14 protein-coding genes are annotated in these 15,898 nt (G+C 40.7%); 11 read left to right on the top strand and 3 right to left on the bottom strand.

The features are described from left to right. The first annotated feature begins 457 nt into the window (after positions 1–457). The 7 genes from B3Y13_RS01305 (at position 458) to B3Y13_RS01275 (ending at position 7,961) form a co-directional block, all read left to right on the top strand. Entirely contained in the window at positions 458–1,093 is a 636-nt protein-coding gene (locus B3Y13_RS01305) for a hypothetical protein (protein WP_296692186.1), read from the top strand. Between the two features lie 550 nt (positions 1,094–1,643). Then, positions 1,644–2,927, top strand: a complete 1,284-nt coding sequence (locus B3Y13_RS01300; RefSeq protein ID WP_296692185.1) for an opacity family porin — start codon at positions 1,644–1,646, stop codon at positions 2,925–2,927. Positions 2,928–2,947: 20 nt separating this feature from the next. After that, positions 2,948–4,036: a hypothetical protein gene (locus B3Y13_RS01295; RefSeq protein WP_296692182.1), complete on the top strand. Its 1,089-nt coding sequence runs from the start codon at positions 2,948–2,950 to the stop codon at positions 4,034–4,036. A 35-nt stretch (positions 4,037–4,071) separates the two neighbouring features. Continuing rightward, on the top strand, positions 4,072–5,433 hold the full coding sequence (locus tag B3Y13_RS01290; protein ID WP_296666885.1) for a hypothetical protein: 1,362 nt from the start codon (positions 4,072–4,074) through the stop codon (positions 5,431–5,433). Positions 5,434–5,599: 166 nt separating this feature from the next. Further along, on the top strand, positions 5,600–6,340 hold the full coding sequence (locus B3Y13_RS01285; RefSeq protein WP_296666887.1) for a hypothetical protein: 741 nt from the start codon (positions 5,600–5,602) through the stop codon (positions 6,338–6,340). A gap of 236 nt (positions 6,341–6,576) precedes the next feature. Continuing rightward, complete coding sequence (locus tag B3Y13_RS01280; protein WP_296016438.1) at positions 6,577–7,302, top strand: hypothetical protein; 726 nt, start codon at positions 6,577–6,579, stop codon at positions 7,300–7,302. Positions 7,303–7,736: 434 nt separating this feature from the next. Continuing rightward, positions 7,737–7,961: a hypothetical protein gene (locus tag B3Y13_RS01275; protein WP_296692180.1), complete on the top strand. Its 225-nt coding sequence runs from the start codon at positions 7,737–7,739 to the stop codon at positions 7,959–7,961. Between the two features lie 240 nt (positions 7,962–8,201). Here B3Y13_RS01275 and B3Y13_RS01270 read toward each other — a convergent pair whose 3' ends face one another. Both B3Y13_RS01270 and B3Y13_RS01265 read right to left on the bottom strand, forming a co-directional pair. Then, a complete protein-coding gene (locus B3Y13_RS01270) occupies positions 8,202–9,545 on the bottom strand; it encodes a hypothetical protein (RefSeq protein ID WP_296692179.1) in 1,344 nt (447 codons plus the stop codon). 46 nt (positions 9,546–9,591) lie between these two features. Continuing rightward, positions 9,592–10,692: a hypothetical protein gene (locus B3Y13_RS01265; RefSeq protein WP_296692176.1), complete on the bottom strand. Its 1,101-nt coding sequence runs from the start codon at positions 10,690–10,692 to the stop codon at positions 9,592–9,594. Between the two features lie 200 nt (positions 10,693–10,892). Here B3Y13_RS01265 and B3Y13_RS01260 point away from each other — a divergent pair, with 200 nt between their 5' ends. From B3Y13_RS01260 to B3Y13_RS01245, 4 genes are all read left to right on the top strand, one after another. Beyond that, the gene (locus B3Y13_RS01260; RefSeq protein WP_296692173.1) at positions 10,893–11,024 is read left to right on the top strand and encodes a hypothetical protein; all 132 of its coding nucleotides are present in this window, start codon (positions 10,893–10,895) and stop codon (positions 11,022–11,024) included. Between the two features lie 98 nt (positions 11,025–11,122). After that, complete coding sequence (locus B3Y13_RS01255) at positions 11,123–11,728, top strand: recombinase family protein (protein ID WP_296666876.1); 606 nt, start codon at positions 11,123–11,125, stop codon at positions 11,726–11,728. Between the two features lie 206 nt (positions 11,729–11,934). Further along, positions 11,935–12,981 carry an aldose epimerase family protein gene (locus B3Y13_RS01250; RefSeq protein WP_296666873.1) on the top strand — a complete coding sequence of 349 codons (1,047 nt, stop codon included), beginning with the start codon at positions 11,935–11,937 and terminating at the stop codon, positions 12,979–12,981. 169 nt (positions 12,982–13,150) lie between these two features. Beyond that, positions 13,151–14,365 carry a galactokinase gene (locus B3Y13_RS01245; protein WP_296692170.1) on the top strand — a complete coding sequence of 405 codons (1,215 nt, stop codon included), beginning with the start codon at positions 13,151–13,153 and terminating at the stop codon, positions 14,363–14,365. Here B3Y13_RS01245 and B3Y13_RS01240 read toward each other — a convergent pair. Continuing rightward, on the bottom strand, positions 14,293–15,684 hold the full coding sequence (locus B3Y13_RS01240; protein ID WP_296666870.1) for an MATE family efflux transporter: 1,392 nt from the start codon (positions 15,682–15,684) through the stop codon (positions 14,293–14,295). The genes B3Y13_RS01245 and B3Y13_RS01240 overlap by 73 nt on opposite strands. Between the last annotated feature and the right edge of the window lie 214 nt (positions 15,685–15,898).

Below are 15,898 nucleotides of genomic sequence, written 5' to 3'. Positions count from 1 at the left end.
TTTCAAGAAATCCTAAAACTCAACATTTGACCTGCTATTAAAACAATTTAGAGCAAAAAGAGCCTTCCTGTTCCAAGCGGAAAGCGCTTCCTGTTAGAACAGGAATGTAATTCCGGCTAGAGCTGGAAAGGGCTTCCTGCTAGAAGAGGAAGCAGCATTGCTATAATCAAAAAACTGACAGCCGCCTGCGAATATAATTAGCCCAAATGTCGAGTTTTATAATTTAATGTCATTATCGGGCTTGACCGGATAATCTACCTGTTTTGTCATTATCGGGCTTGACCGGATAATCCATTGGATAGATTGCCGTGTCAAGCACGGCAATGACAGCCTTGTTAGCACAGGAATGACACTTAAATTACTGTTCTCATCAAAACTCGGCATTCGGGCTATATAGCCAGAGAACCTGAAAAAACTATCAAAAAAACAGCTTTTTTTTCTCAAAATATGTCAAAAGTTGGCAAGCGGCTACACCGGGCTCGCAAAGCGCGCAAGATACTACCAGGGCTTGATGGACGTGGACAGCATACAGTTCGGGCGGGAATACAGCGCGCTGAAGGACAGCTACGTGATTTTCCTGTGCCTTGGGGACGCCTTCGGCCGCAGGCTTCCGGTCTACACGTTCCGCTACAGGGCGGAGGAGGACAAAAACATACTTATGGACGACGGGACGGTCAACATCTTTTTCAACGCGGCCATGTATGATAAAATGCGCTCGGAAGGGTTGCGTTCATTTTTTAAGTACCTTTGCGGAAAAACAGCAAAAGACGATTTTACAGACAGGCTTTCCGCATTGGTGGAGCGTGTAAAAATGAATGCCCAGTGGAGGCACAGATATATGACAATCGAACAGGAGATTAAGCTGCAGGCAAGAAATTTGGCAAAAGACATGGCACAAGACATGGCACGAAACATGGCTAACGATATTGCTCAGAATATGGCTCAAGGTATAGCAAAAAATATGGCACAAGACATTGCTAACGAAAAGACTCTCGAAACTGCCAAAAAAATGCTCGAAAACAATATCCCGGCAGAAATTATAGCTAAGTGCACCGGGCTGGAGCTTTCTCAGGTTGATAAGCTAAAAAAATAAAAAATTTTTAAGGCGCCTTGGTTTTACAGTTGCGGTAAACAGGGCGCTTTTTTATTATGCCGGGCGGCAGGCTCTACAATCAGGTTGAGATGCCAAATAAATATCTTTGCTGTCATTATCCGGCTTGATCCGATAGTCTATCTGTTTTGTCATTATCCGGCTTGACCGGATAATCCCATGTGAGGAGATTCCCGCATCAAGTGCGAGAATGACGGGAGAAGGCAAGTGCGAGAATGACAATGAAGCAAGCACAGGAATGACGGGAGAAGGCAAGCACGTGAATGACAAAAAAAGAAAGTACGGCAATGGCGCTTAGCCGCCGCGCTGGAATGTCATTTGGAACTTGTTAGCCCTATTGTTCGTTGTTCTGGAAAAATTCCTTAAAAAAGTAGGAAAATAACAAACTTTCGTCTTTCAAGTTACAAATTTGACAGAAAATTTACAAAAAATAACATTGACTATAAAAAAACAGGGATTTATAATTTGAGACAAAGGGAATTAAAAAAAACCGTTGGTTTAAATTCCATAGAAAAATAGGAGGATTTTTTAAATGAAAAAAATCGTTTCAATGTTGGCTATTGCAGCATTGACTCTTGGTGCAGTTTCTGCGGCTGATTTTTCTGTTGAATATGTAACAAAAGGAAGTATTTACACAGAAAGATCTACAACACCTGCCGGATCTACAAAGAGTACAGTTAATAGCAAAGCATTTCTTGATCAGGATGGCTATGATGGCGATTCTGCATCAGATTTAGTTATGTCTGCATCTGGAGACGCTGGTGGAGTTTTACTCGACATTGATGTTGATGCTCGCGATAAGACAATTAAATTCGATCAGGTATATGGCTGGATGAACTTTGGTCCAATTCAGCTTACAACAGGCAAATGGTCAGGACGCTACGTTAACCGCGTTAGAGAAGATGCTGGTAGCTGGGCAAATGATGATTTTGAGCGATTTAAGCCAGGTATTGTAACTGGAGATGATGGAGAAGGCGCTAAGGATGTTAATGCTTATGACGTAGACAATCTTACTGCAGTAAAAGGAAAAAACCAGATTGCTACAGCTCTTGCATATACAAGCCGCCCGAACGATTCAACATATTTTATGGCTAAAGGTTTAATCGTAACAAATAACTGGGGCAGCGCAGGCCAGTTTGATTCTGACAAAAATTATAGCGATGGAAATCGTGACTTTATTTTTGAATCTGGCTTTGCTGGAGAAGTTGCTTTCCGCCAGGAAGGTTTAATCGACATAAACGTTCTTGCAAAATCAATGGTTCGTAACGAGCTTGTTGTTGCTGCTTTTGTTCGTCCGCTTATGCTCAACCCTGTTAATCTTATGGTTGGTGTAACTTATGCCGGCGACCTTAAAGACAATGGCGATGCTGTTGACACAAATGCTTACGCTTATGGCATCGACCTCCGTGCACGCATTCCTCTTTCAGATGCTCTCGCTCTTACAACTATGAACAATGTTTCTAATGTTGTTGACCAGAAGGTAAAGAACGGAAAAGACAATTCTACAATGTCTATGTGGAACATGGTTTCAGTAGCATACAAAGTTTCTGAAGCTTTGACTGTTCAGGTAACAGGAGAAAGCTACATGAGCCAGTTTATGAAAATCGAAGACGACGATGCAGTTGGACGTGATAAGCTCGGCGGCGCCGATCTTTCTGTTTTAGCGGGTGTTGTTTACAAATTTAACCCGAATGCATCTTTCTCTGCCGGTGTTAGATACGAAAGAACTGGTGTATTTGCTTCAAGCGATTGGACAGATGCACACGAAACAGAAGCTAAATTCTCAATTCCATTCGTATTTGACGTAGCTTTGTAGGATTAGGAGGAAAGTAGATTATGAAAAAGATTATTTCAACTGCAGCAGCGGTACTTGCCTTCTCTATGGCTTTTGCAGACGTAAGTGTTGAATTTACACAGGCTGGATACTTGAGCAGCGACCGTGGCGGAAACAGCGTAAAACTCGATGTAAACGGTTATGACGACGCAAAAAAAGTAACAGGCTGTGTTGTTACAGAAATCTCTAACGAATTTGCAGGCGTTGTATTCGATCTGGATCCATACATTAAAGATGTAGGCCGTGATTATGTAGACAACGCAAGCAACGGTATGTTCGACCAATATTATGGCTGGGTAAATTTTATGGGCGGAAAAGCTAAGCTCCAGTCAGGCGTTTGGACAAGCCGTTCTGTAAACCGTATGAAAAAAGATGCCGGTTCTTGGGAAAATCCAGAATATGAAAAATTTAAACCAGGTGTAATCAACGGAAGCATTGCAGAAGATGTAACAAACCTTACAGAAGGCAATCTTTCTACTCAGATTACATATAGTCTTGATAACGGCTATGCAAAAGCTGCGATTGTTTCAAGCGAGTATTATGGCTCATCAACATCAAGCCTTATGTCTGGATTCGCTCTTGAAGGTGGATTTAATATAAACGAAGACACAAACGTAAAAGTTTACTTCAAAAACCTTAAAGACCAGGAGATCGCATTTGCTGTATTTGGCGAATCAACAGGCCTTAAAGAGGGTCTTGACTTGGTTGCTGGATTTACAGCTGGCAATGCAAAAACAGAAAGCGGTTTTGAGTATGCGCTCGATGTACGTGCTCGTTATGAATTGAATGACAAGCTTGCATTTACAACAATGAACAATATTTCATCTGCAAATGAAGATTATGCACTTTGGGATATGTTGAGCGTTGCTTACAAATTGTCAGACAAAACAAAATTGACTGTAACAGGCGAATGGTATTATAGAGATTTGTCAGTAGAAAAAGCCGGTGCTTTAAGTATAATTCCAGGAATTACATACAGCCCATGCGATGGAGCTGATATTACAACAGGTCTTATTCTTGAAACAACAGGTTGGAAAAAACCTTCTACATCAAGCATATCTATTCCAGTCGTTCTCCACGTTGCTCTCTAATGTGTAGCGTAAAGGAAATATGGAGGAATAAAGAAATGAAAAAAATAATTAGTGTTATTGCTCTTGCTTCGCTCGCATTCGGAGCTTTTGCAGACGCGGAATTTGCGCTCAACTACAGAACGCAGATGACAGGATTTTCTCGCATTTTGAGCGGCGATTATTCTGGTACAAAAAATGAAAAAATCGATTATAAAGCAAATAAGCACAAGTCTTATCTTTTTGCGCAGAAATCTTACGGCGGCGCGTCTGACACTATCTCTGCTACAGTAGCAGGTGATATGTGTGGCGCAACAATCCGTATTGACCCATTCCCTGCTTCAACAAAAGAAGGCAAACAGCTTCAGATTAACCAGTACAGCGGATATGTAAATATCGGAAAATTTACATTGAATGCCGGCGCATGGAAAGACGGACAGTATGTAGGCGACTGGCAGCTTAAAGGCGATGCAGACGCATGCAACCTTGGAGGCGAAACATTTGCCGCATACAAGCTCGGAAACATGTTTGCCAGCTCAAATTCTTTAGGAATCGACGACATTGCGAACATTGCAGGCGGCGACAAGTCTACAACTGCTTACGTAAAATGGGGCGGCGCTGTAGGTCCTAAAAAGACTTTTGTAGAGCTCTATGCTTCTGCAATCGGCATTGGCGGAAAAACCTGGGATGATGAAAAAACTGTTTACAGCGGCTTTGGATTTAAGGCAGATGTTACAACAAAGGCTTTGAGAACTCAGTTTATTGCAAAGCTTCCAAGCATCGACAAACGTGCATTCGGTCTTTACTTTATGCCACAGGGAACAGGCGCTTTAAAAACTGTATTTGGCGGCACACTCGGATTTGAAGGAGCAAACGTAACAGAAGCTAATGCTGACCTCCGCATGCGCTATGCTGGAAAAGGCTACTCTGTAACATTCTTCAACAACTTAAGCCACATCACAAACAACAATAGTGTTTCAAAAAATTACGTAAACAAAGTTGTAGGCGCATGGGCAGAAGACGGAGACAACGGTATCGGATGTATTGGTGTAAAGGAAATTCGTGGTGCAGCAGGAAATAGCCAGAAATACAACACTGTAATGTGGAATATGATTGCATTGCGCTACAAGATTTCCAACAAGATATTCTTTACAGCAGAAGCTGGAGACATGGTTTACTTCAACAACATGCTCAACGACGATGCGGCATGGGAAGGAATCGACGCATTTGTTTGCCCAGGACTTCAGTTCTTTGCTGGCGGAAAAACATCTGTATCTATGGGCGTTCGCTACGGCGTAAGCGGTCTTGGAGCACAGGTAATGAATGGAAATGATCGTGTTTCTAAATACAGCAGCGACAATAACAACTACGAAATTGCAACATCAATTCTCGTTCCAGTTGTTATGCGTATCCGCTTCTAATTTAGTCAATTTTTGTTGATTAAATTGAATAAAACGGCTGACTAATAAGTTTAATCCGTGTAAATATTAAACCTGCAAAATGAATATTTTTAGTCTTTTGCAGGTTTGATTACCGCCGGTTTTACTTTTTGGTTAGCCTTTTTTTTGTAAAAAAACAGGTAAAAAAATGTTAAAAAAAAATCGTTTTTTTTGTCTTTTGATTTTGTTGTTAGGTTTTATAACAGGCTGCAGTTCAACAAAAAAAGTAACAAAAAACACATCTCCAATGGCAATTTTTAGCATGTCGTCTAATTTTTCTGTAAAGTGGCATGATGATGGCTTTAATAAAGATGAAAATATAAAAAAAGGCGGCTTGCTTTCTGAGCAAATAAATAAACTGATTGATAAAAAAAATCCAGAAAATTTTACTGCTGAAGAACGTCTATTAAAGGCAGATGAGATTTTTAGAGAAAAAATGCAAGAAATTGCAAATATTCAAATAATTAACAGGGAAGATTTTCTTTCTTCAGAAGCTTATTCGGAACAGACTGCAAATATTTTTACTTATATAGATTCCAGGGCATTTTTGAGCGGATACCAAAAAATTCAAAGCATAGGCCGAAAAAAAGCTCGTATCATAATGCAAGAACTTGGCCTAAAAGGAATGTTCCGTTTTGATTTTAATTTTGAAAAAAAACTTGTTCAAGGGAACAAATGGAATGGCAAAGTTTCTGCCTTGGCAGAAATGAAAGTTTTTATAATCGGAGCAGACGGAAAGGTATCAAGGCCGATAAGTTATGCTTCTCTTTCGCCAGAAGAAATTGAAATTTCTGGAAAAAACTATGACCAGCAGGCTTTGGTCGATTTATTTCCAGCGTTGATAGAAAATTTGATTTCAAAATTTATTATGGATTATTTTTTGGAATAAAAGAGTTTTAAATTAGCAGTTTTGACTAAAAAACTTAGCCCGTGCCGAAGCAGCGCTGAAAGCGTTGGAGCTAAGATTTAATGTTTTTGCAATATTTTATGATTTTTTTTGAGTAGTTTGAAATATAAAAAAGAGTTTGCATTGTCTCCAATGAAGGCGAAAGCCGGAACTGCGTAGTGGACGGATATGACTGTGCATTGCGCTCCATAAAAAAATTAAAAAACCAGGAGTTAAAGATGAAAAAATTAAACATTGTTTTTTTGGCGATATTTACAACTATTTTTCTTTCCAGTTGTATTTCAAATAATTTTGCAATCAGCGCAAATGAACCAGTTGCCATACTTTCTGTTCGTGGAACTTTAAATGTTCCGTGGCTAGAAGAACGCGATGACGATTATAAAGATTTGGACGGAATGATTACAAATTCAATAAATAAAATCTTTGGCAAAAACAATCCAGAAATTCAGACTGCTCAAGACCGAATAAATTATGCAGATGAACAATTTGCATATCTTTTAGAAACAAACATGGGAATTACAGTTGTTCCTAAGGATAAAATAATCAATTCAAAGCAGTATAAAGCAATTGCACCGTCAATTTTTACATTTTCGGATACAAAAGTTTATGCCGATAATTACAAAAAAATTGATGAATTGGGCTCTCAAAAAACAAAGCTTTTGTTGCGGGAACTGAACGCAAAAAGCACAATTTTTGTAACATTTACTTTTAATAAAAAGGTTGCCGAAGGCTCTAAACTAAAAGGCCAAATTACAGCGTCTGTAACAATGGATGTCGATGTTTACGATTGTAAAGGACATCAAAAAATTATGGATACTTTTACCGCTGATTCTAGCCAGCTTATCGAAATTTCAAAAACAAATTATGACAAAGACGCGCTTGTCGAACTTTTTCCAGAAATTATTGATCTTGTAATAAACCAGTTTATCGTAAAATATATGTAACTTTTTGAAGAGGGCTGTCCTAAAAATATAATTTTTCTGCCATTCCCTTACTTGCACATCCTGTCATTCATGTGCCTTGGGGACGCCTTCGNNGGTCTACACGTTCCGCTACAGAGCGGAGGAGGACAAAAACATACTTATGGACGACGGGACGGTCAACATCTTTTTCAATGCGGCCATGTATGATAAAATGCGGCCGGAGAGTTTGTTCTTAAAAATTGCATGACGCAGAAAACTTCAGTTTTCAAGGAATGCAATTCCGTCCACGTAGTGGACACTTTAATCAAGGCAGTTTTCAAAGAAAACTGTCAGTTAAAATAAAATGCGCTATTTTTGCGTTTTATTTTAACCATTCATTTTTTAGGTACCTTTGCGGAAAAACAGCAAAAGACGATTTTACAGACAGGCTTTCCGCGCTGGTGGAGCGTGTAAAAATGAACGCCCAGTGGAGGCACAGATATATGACAATCGAACAGGAGATTAAGCTGCAGGTCGAAGCTCGGACAAACGAAAAAGTTAATGAAAAAATAAACGAAAAACTTAACGAATCAAAACTCGAAACTGCCAAAAAAATGCTCGAAAACAATATCCCGGCAGAAATTGTAGCTAAGTGCACCGGGCTGGAGCTTTCTCAGGTTGATAAGCTAAAACAAGTTTAAATCAAGTTTTTACGATTGCCTCTTCTTTTTCAACTCATAAGCCGTAAAAAATGGGCTGTTTTCTGCATAAAAAGGGGATGTCCCAAAAGTATCTTTTCTGTCATTTTCGGGCTTGACCCGAAAATCTAAATGCATATATTGCAATCATTTAGAGATTGTCGTATCAAGTACGACAATGACATTTAGAACTTATTAGACATCCCCTTTGTTCACTTGGAACTGTTTTTTGGCTATGCCAAATTACATCTTAACACGGAAGATCATTGGGATAGCAATGTTCTGTACTGAGTCGCCGTATGTCTCTGCTACGTCGTAGTTTTCGTATACAACACCTACAGAGATTGAGTTTCCGCCGGCATAGAACTGTGCCCATGCAGAAGCGCGGAGCTGGATAAGCGGGTCTGTTGTTGCTTTTCCGTCTTTGTCTGGAAGATCTTTACCGCCGTTTTCGCCAAGACCGATCATGTCTGCAACTACACCGTATACTGCAAATTTGCTGTTAACCTTGTAGCGAACCATCAAGTTGTTTGTAAGAACTGAATCACGGCTAACTGGTGTACCACCATGTTTACCATTTGTTACAGCAGCAGAATCTGCGATACCTTTTGTTGTCTTATTTCCGTTTCCATTGAGTTTAGCAGCATTTTCTTCTGCATCAATGATAGCAGAGTAGCTGTGGAAAGATGTGAAAGAAAGAGCTCCTGCCTTGTAGTACAAACGGAGGTCTGCAGACCAGTCTGTGAAGTCTCCATCTACAACAGAACCAGCGCCGCCGATTGTTGCTGTAAGGTTGTCCATGATTTTTGGCTGCAAGTAAGCGCCGAATGCCATTGCGTCAGCGTATTTCTTGTCGCTATTCTGATATGCGCTCTGTCCGTATTTGAATACGAATTCGCCTGAGCCATAGTTAGTGTTTGCCTCAACAAGACCTACAAGAGAGTGTCCCTGAAGACTTCCGTCTGATGCAAGAACTTTACTAGACTGAGGACCCTTTTCGTCAGATGTTTCGTTGGAAATATAAACACCGTTTACCTCGAGCTTGCAAGCCTTGAAGTTGCGGATATTGTATTTAGCGCCGATTGCATAGCTTTCTGAGGCTGTTACATTTACAGGCATTACAATGTTGTCCACGAAGAATGACGGAGAACCTGCGTAAGCAGAGCCAAGCTTCTTGAACTCGAAGTCCATGCCTTCCATGTTTCCAGCGTCAAGATCTGACTTGTTGCGGTATGCGCCCTTTACTTTTCCGTCTGACCAGAAGCCGGCAAAAAGGCCAACCTTGCCGAGCTGCAGGTCAGCTCCGAGTGTCTTTGTGCGGAGTTGTGAAGTATTATTTTCATTGCCTACAACTGTAATTGCGAAAGAAGCGATGTCTCCGCCAAGACTAATTCCGAGGTTGTCTGTACCCGATCCAGAATATGCATCTGTAAACAAGATTTTTGATGCTTCGTCTGTTTTACCATATTCATTGTTATGAGAGAGGAGTGTTGCACGCTGTCTGTAGTTGAGAGTAACTCCAACATCTGCAAATGCGGCTCCTGCAACCATTGCACCTAAAGTAAGTGCGCTAATTATCTTTTTCATTTAATTCCTCCAAGAATTTTTATCTAAGCAAGTTCCTTTCCGTCTGTTACAGAGAAAGAGTTACATAGATTGGCAATGAAACATCGCCTACACCTGCGTAAGGAGTCTCGCCGTCCCAGCGCATGTCGAACGCAGCAGTAAACAATGCTTTTTCAGAAATCTGGATCTCGCAGGCCGGTGTGAATGCTGTAAGGTTGTTGCCATTGTTGTCATCATCGAAGTCGCGGACTGTGTTCTGCAATGTGGCGAGGAAGCGGATATTGTCTCCTGCAACGTGGTTTACAGAAATCATTGTCCACATTTTGTTTACATCGTCGCTTGTTCCTGCAAGCTCTTTAGAAATTGAAGAATAGTTGAACATACCTGTTACGGCAGTTTTTTCTGTAACTGCATAGCGGGCGCGCGCGTCAAATGCAAATTCCTTGTCGCCGTCATAGTTGCCCATTGTAAAGCCGACTGTAGCTCTGAGGTTTTCTACCATAAGAGGGCTTACAAAAGCGCCGATGATAGTTGCTTTGTCAACAGGGTTTTTAATTGCAACATCGATGTTGATAAGGCCTTCCTGGCGGTACCCAACTTCTGCGACAAATCCTGACTGTGAGTCATATTTGCCATAATCAGATTTTACGATACCTGCTTTTACGAGAAGAGTTCCCGGGAGTGTGTCCGCAAGAGTGTAAGCAAGAACTGTAGACATATTGCCTTCTGTAAGGTTGTCTGAGTCAGAAGCCAGTTTTCCGCCGATTACACCGAGCTTATATGCCTCGTAATAGTCTGAGTCGAGATCGCCAGCATCGCTCTTTACGCGGTCGCTGTAGCGTGCATTCCATTTTCCAGAAGTTACCTGCAAATTTCCAACTGGAAGGCCAAAAGTCATCCAGCCATAATATGAATCAAGTTTGAGTCTGCTGTTGATTTTTTCGCCGTCAGAGTTCTCTTTAGAATCTTCATAAATATCCCAGTCAAAAACAACACCGGCAATATCGTTAGAAAGTTCAAGACCAAGACAATCTGAGCGTTCTACGCTGTCTAATGCCTTAGATGTTCCGCCAACGATATTTGTTCTTGTCCAAGAAAATGAAACGTCGGCAAATGCAGTTCCTGCAAGAATCAAACCTGCAGCAGCTGCGGCTACGATTTTTTTCATAATAAAAAATCCTCCTATTTTTTCAGGGAATTTAAACCAACGGTTTTTTTTAATAGGGTTTTGGTGTTTTTTTTGCGTTTTTTGGGGGCTTGACTTTTTTGCGGCTATATTTTTATAGGTTCAATTTCGAGTTTTGTAAGTTAATGTTATTATCGGACACGATAATCCCATGTGAAGAGATTCCCGCATCAAGTGCGGGAATGACAGAAAAAGGAATGCTGGGAATGACAGAAAACGAAAAGCTGGGAATGACAGAAAACGAAATGCTGGGAATGACAGAAAACGAAAAGCTGGGAATGACAGATTTGTCATTATCGGGCTTGACCCGATAATCCGTTGAAAATTTCCAGTAAATTGCTAAACGGGTTTGTTATTCAAACATTGCGGTGTGCTACTATATTCTTTAAATTTTACTTTTTGGAGATATTAAATGACTTACGGTTACATTCGGGTTTCGACCAGCCACCAGAATTTGGAAAATCAGCAGATGGAAATTGAAAAATTCTGCCAGCTTAACGGTCTAAAAATTGATTCTTGGATTGAAGAAAAAATCAGCGGAACTAAGCGGCCAGAAAACCGCAAACTTGGCAAAATTCTTATGAGCTCGGCTCATTCGGGCGACCTTATAATCTGCACGGAAATTTCACGTTTTGGCCGCTCTCTCATTATGATTATGAACGTTTTGCAGCATTTTTTAGAAAACGGTGTAAAAGTCTGGACAATTAAAGACGGTTACAGGCTCGGTAACGACATTCAGTCAAAAGTTTTGGCATTTGCGTTCGGACTTTCGGCGGAAATTGAACGGCAGCTTATTTCTGAGCGCACAAAAGTCGGGCTAAACCGGGTTCGACGGGAAGGCAAGCACATTGGCCGCAAAAAAGGCCAAAAATCAACGATTTACAAGCTTTCTCAAAGCAGCGATTACATAAAAAAAGAAATTCTCCAGGGACGCACAAAAACTTCTCTTGCACGGGAACTTGGAGTTTCCTGGAAAACGCTCGACCGGCATTTGTGCAGAATTATGTTTAAAAATTAGAATTTAGCCAGATTTTTTGTTTTGGAGCGAATTTCTTTTTCAAACCGTCCGCTCCACAGTTCCGCTTTCGCTTCATCCGCCAAGGCGGACGCTTCGCGCTGTTCCGGCACGGGCTAAAATTTGCGGTTCATAAAAGTTTTTTAGTTTTAGCAGGCGGATTTTTTTATCTTTCTTGACAAACCGTGTTTTCGGCTTGAATATAAATTATGGACATTTTGCATTTTAATATAGAAGAAAATGTTGACGGCTGGACTGTTTCTAACGGACAGATTAGTTTTTCTGCAATGAATTTTGGCTGCACGATTACAAATCTTTTTGTTCCAGATAAAAACGGCGCGCAAACCGATGTTCTTTTAGGTTTTGATACTTTTTCTGGGTGGAAAAATGGAACTCAGGCGCACAATGCAATTGTCGGCCGGTTTGCAAACAGAATTGCCGGCGGAAAATTTTTTCTTGATGGAAAAAATTATGTTTTGGACGTAAATAACGGCAAAAACTGTCTGCACGGCGGATTTTTTCGTTACGAAAAGCAAATCTGGCAGGCCGAACCCTTTTTGACGGACGGCAGCGCCGGAATTGTTTTTACAAGATTGAGCCGCGACGGCGAGCAGAAGTTTCCTGGAAATCTCGAGTTAAAAGTTATTTATTCATTAAATTCAAAAAATCAGCTTGTTCTCGAATATTTTGCAAAAACAGACAAGCCGACTCCAATAAATTTAACAAACCATGCATATTTTAATTTGAACGGCTGCAAAGGAGAAAATATCTTAAATCACACTGTCTGTCTGGATTGTCAGCAGATTTTAAAAGTTGACGAAATGATTCCTACGGGAGAATTTTTGGATGTTCAAAAAAAGGAAAATTCTGTGTTCAATTTTTTGGAGCCAAAACTCGTAGGAAAAGATTTAGAAAAATTGCAAAAAATCACGGGAATGCGCGGTTATGACCACTGTTTTGTTACAAAAGCGGACGAAAAAAATGTGGAAAAAGCCGGCTGGTGCAAATCTGAAAAATCTGGCATAAAAATGAACATTTATACAAACCAGCGCGGAATTCAGTTTTATACCGGAAATTATCTTGAAAACTTTACGGGAAAAAACGGAGTTTTGCAAAAGCCTTTTGACGGACTTTGCTTTGAAGCCCAGCGTTTTCCGGACTGCATGAACCATAAAAATTTTCCAGATTGCATTTTGCGCTCTGGCGAAGAATACTATCAAAAGACAATTTATGAATTTTTGACAGAAAAATGTTAAAAGCGCACGGCCTGCTATTTTGTGGCAGGGATTGTAGGGGCGGCGGAGCCGTTCCGGAGCTTTGCGGAGGAATGAAGGCGAAAGCCGGAACCCCGAAAAGCCCGGTTTTTGTGCAGCTTAGCGGAACAAAAAGCCACCCGGATATTGAATTTTTGGTCTGGAGGACAAAATGGAAAATTCACTTACAAAAAAAGAATATTCACCGGAAGAACTTTTGAATGATTTTATGGAAATTTACGGCGGCGAGAAGGGCTCTGTGCGGATTTTTGCTTCTCCGGCTAGAATAAACATTATTGGCGAGCATATCGACTACAACGGCGGCAAGGTTTTTCCTGCATGCATTAACCGTTATTTGTACGTGGCAATCAGAAAACGAAGCGATTCGAAAATTTTTTATAAAGACGTAAAATTTCCGCTCAGTTTTGAGTTTGATATAAATGAAAATTTTGCTTATTCAAAAGAGAACGATTATGCGAATTATTTGAATGGAATTTTGACTCAGTTAAAAGAAAAAGGCTTTGTTTTTGACTGCGGTTTTGAAATTTTAATGGCGTCGAATATTCCTGCTGGCGGCGGAATTTCTTCTTCTTCGGCTTTGGAATGTGGTTTTGCCTTTGCAGTTTGCGAAACTTTTGGTTTTGACGTGAGCAGGACAGAAATTGCAAAAATCGGGCAGATGAGCGAGCACCGTTTTATGAACACAAAGTGCGGTATTATGGATCAGTTCATTATTGCAACCGGAAAAAAGAATTTTGCTGAAATTCTGGATTGCGCAACCCTCGAATATGAATATGTTCCGCTTGAGCTCGGCGGCTGCTGTTTTATTGTAATGAATACGAACAAGGTGCGGAAACTTTCGGATTCAAAATACAACGAACGCCGTGCAGAATGTGAACAGGGCTTAAAAATTTTGCAATCTGCCGGAATTAAAATCAATGCGCTTTGCGAACTTTCGGCAGAAGACTGGAAAAAAAATAAATCGCTCATAAAAGACGAAGTTTTGCAAAAAAGGGCGGAGCATTGTGTTTTTGAAAATCAGCGTGTCTTAAAGGCGGCCGCCGCCTTAAAAAACGGAGATTTAAAGGCTCTCGGCCAGCTTTTGAACGAAAGCCACGAGTCGCTCCGCTCAAAATACGAAGTTACTGGAATTGAACTCGACACTCTTGCAGAAACCGCCTGGAACCAGGACGGCTGTCTGGGCGCAAGAATGACTGGAGCTGGTTTTGGCGGCTGCGCAATTGCCTTGGTTCAAAAACAAAAAATCGATTCTTTTATCGAAAATGTCCAAAAGGCTTATATTCAAAAAATTGGTTATTCGGCAGGATTTTTTGCCTGTGGCTCTGGCGACGGCGTGCACGAATTGCCTCTGATAAGCCGCACATAAACTGTCAAAAGCTGCACGAGCATTACACACCAAATCAGCGGTTCGCACAGAATAACTCCCCATTTTCCGAGCTTTGGAATTATAAGGCAGGTGAATGTAATTTTGCCTGCAAGTTCAATTATGCTTGAAATTAAAGGCAGAATTTTTTGTCCAAAACCTTGCAATGCATTCCGGATTACGATAAGTCCGCCCAAAACAAGGTAAAAAGGCAGAGTAAACAGAATGTATTTTTTTGCGTAATCAAGGAGAATTGGGTTTGCTGAATTTGTAATAAATTTGATTAAATCTTCTATTAAAAACCACGCCGGCAAAAAAAGCAAAAATGTCCAGACTATTGTTATAAAAATCGAAATTCTTACGCCTTTTCGGATTCTCTCAATTTGTCCGGCTCCGCAATTCTGCGAAACAAAGGTCGAAGCGGCAAGTCCAAGCGTAATGATTGGAATGTTTGTGAGAGTAAAAATTTTTCTGGCGCAAAGGTGGCCGGCAATTATCATCTGGTCGAGCGAGTTAATGGCGCTTTGAAGGATTACAGTTCCCGAATGGACGATTGCTCCCATAAATGCCATGGAAAGTCCCTGCCCTATCAGGTCTTTGTAAAGCGAACTGTCGAACGAAAAATGCTTAAAAGACGGAACAAGAATTTTTGCCGCGCAGAAAATGTAGATAAGACAGAGCAATCCCGACACAAACTGCGCAATCACCGTCGCAATTGCAGCTCCTCGGATTGAGCCTGTCGCCTTTATAAACGCAAAATCCAGAATTACATTCAAAACCGAAGAAAAAATCAAAAACAAGAGCGGAACAAAAGAATTTCCGATTGCGCGCAACATTCCTGCAAAAAGATTGTATGCAAACAGAACTCCGCAAAACTGCGTAATCACCGAAATATAAGAATATGCCTCGTTCAGACGGTCGGCCGGCGTTTTTAGCAGAACCATAATTGGTTTTAGACCAAAAGCCGTCAAAACCATAATAAAAACGGCAACAAAAATTGTAATTACAATCGAAGCCGCCGTAATTTTTTTTAATTTTTCACTTTCCCCTGCCCCAAAAGCTTTTGCCGCGACAATGCTCAGACCGTTTCCAAAGCCAATTCCAAAACCGACCAAAAGTTCGTAGAGGGCCGTGCATGCTCCAATGCTGACAAGCGCGCTGTCGTCCAAAAGCCGCCCGATAATAACCGTGTCCGCCGCATTATAAAGCTGCTGAAAAATATACGAAACAAAAAGAGGCAGCGTAAAAAGCACAATTGCCTTAAAAATACTTCCATGCAATAAATCCGGATGCACAAAACGTTTAAGAGAAGATGTTACCATAAAAATATTTTATAACTAATAAAAGAAAAATGAAATTCTGGAGCATATTTTTCGCTCTAACCGTCCGCTCCGCAGTTCCGCTTTCGCTTCATCCGCCGCGGCGGACGCTTCGCGCTGTTTCGGCACGGGCTAGGATTTGCTTTTAAAAAAACAGCGGCTTGTCTTTTTACAGAAAAACCGCCATTTTTTTTAATTAGCCTGAAATTCGAGTTTT

The organism is Treponema sp. UBA7567 (genome assembly GCF_002476655.1).
Taxonomy (GTDB): Bacteria; Spirochaetota; Spirochaetia; order Treponematales; family Treponemataceae; genus Treponema_D.
This window is presented reverse-complemented; position numbering and strand designations above follow the sequence as displayed.

Excerpts from the sequence above, each read along its gene's own strand:
- B3Y13_RS01300 (WP_296692185.1), top strand. The coding sequence starts at position 1,644 with ATGAAAAAAATCGTTTCAATGTTGGCTATTGCAGCATTGACTCTTGGT.
- B3Y13_RS01295 (WP_296692182.1), top strand. The coding sequence starts at position 2,948 with ATGAAAAAGATTATTTCAACTGCAGCAGCGGTACTTGCCTTCTCTATG.
- B3Y13_RS01290 (WP_296666885.1), top strand. The coding sequence starts at position 4,072 with ATGAAAAAAATAATTAGTGTTATTGCTCTTGCTTCGCTCGCATTCGGA.
- B3Y13_RS01285 (WP_296666887.1), top strand. The coding sequence starts at position 5,600 with ATGTTAAAAAAAAATCGTTTTTTTTGTCTTTTGATTTTGTTGTTAGGT.
- B3Y13_RS01280 (WP_296016438.1), top strand. The coding sequence starts at position 6,577 with ATGAAAAAATTAAACATTGTTTTTTTGGCGATATTTACAACTATTTTT.
- B3Y13_RS01275 (WP_296692180.1), top strand. The coding sequence starts at position 7,737 with ATGAACGCCCAGTGGAGGCACAGATATATGACAATCGAACAGGAGATT.
- B3Y13_RS01270 (WP_296692179.1), bottom strand. The coding sequence starts at position 9,545 with ATGAAAAAGATAATTAGCGCACTTACTTTAGGTGCAATGGTTGCAGGA.
- B3Y13_RS01265 (WP_296692176.1), bottom strand. The coding sequence starts at position 10,692 with ATGAAAAAAATCGTAGCCGCAGCTGCTGCAGGTTTGATTCTTGCAGGA.
- B3Y13_RS01260 (WP_296692173.1), top strand. The coding sequence starts at position 10,893 with ATGACAGAAAAAGGAATGCTGGGAATGACAGAAAACGAAAAGCTGGGA.
- B3Y13_RS01255 (WP_296666876.1), top strand. The coding sequence starts at position 11,123 with ATGACTTACGGTTACATTCGGGTTTCGACCAGCCACCAGAATTTGGAA.
- B3Y13_RS01250 (WP_296666873.1), top strand. The coding sequence starts at position 11,935 with ATGGACATTTTGCATTTTAATATAGAAGAAAATGTTGACGGCTGGACT.
- B3Y13_RS01245 (WP_296692170.1), top strand. The coding sequence starts at position 13,151 with ATGGAAAATTCACTTACAAAAAAAGAATATTCACCGGAAGAACTTTTG.
- B3Y13_RS01240 (WP_296666870.1), bottom strand. The coding sequence starts at position 15,684 with ATGGTAACATCTTCTCTTAAACGTTTTGTGCATCCGGATTTATTGCAT.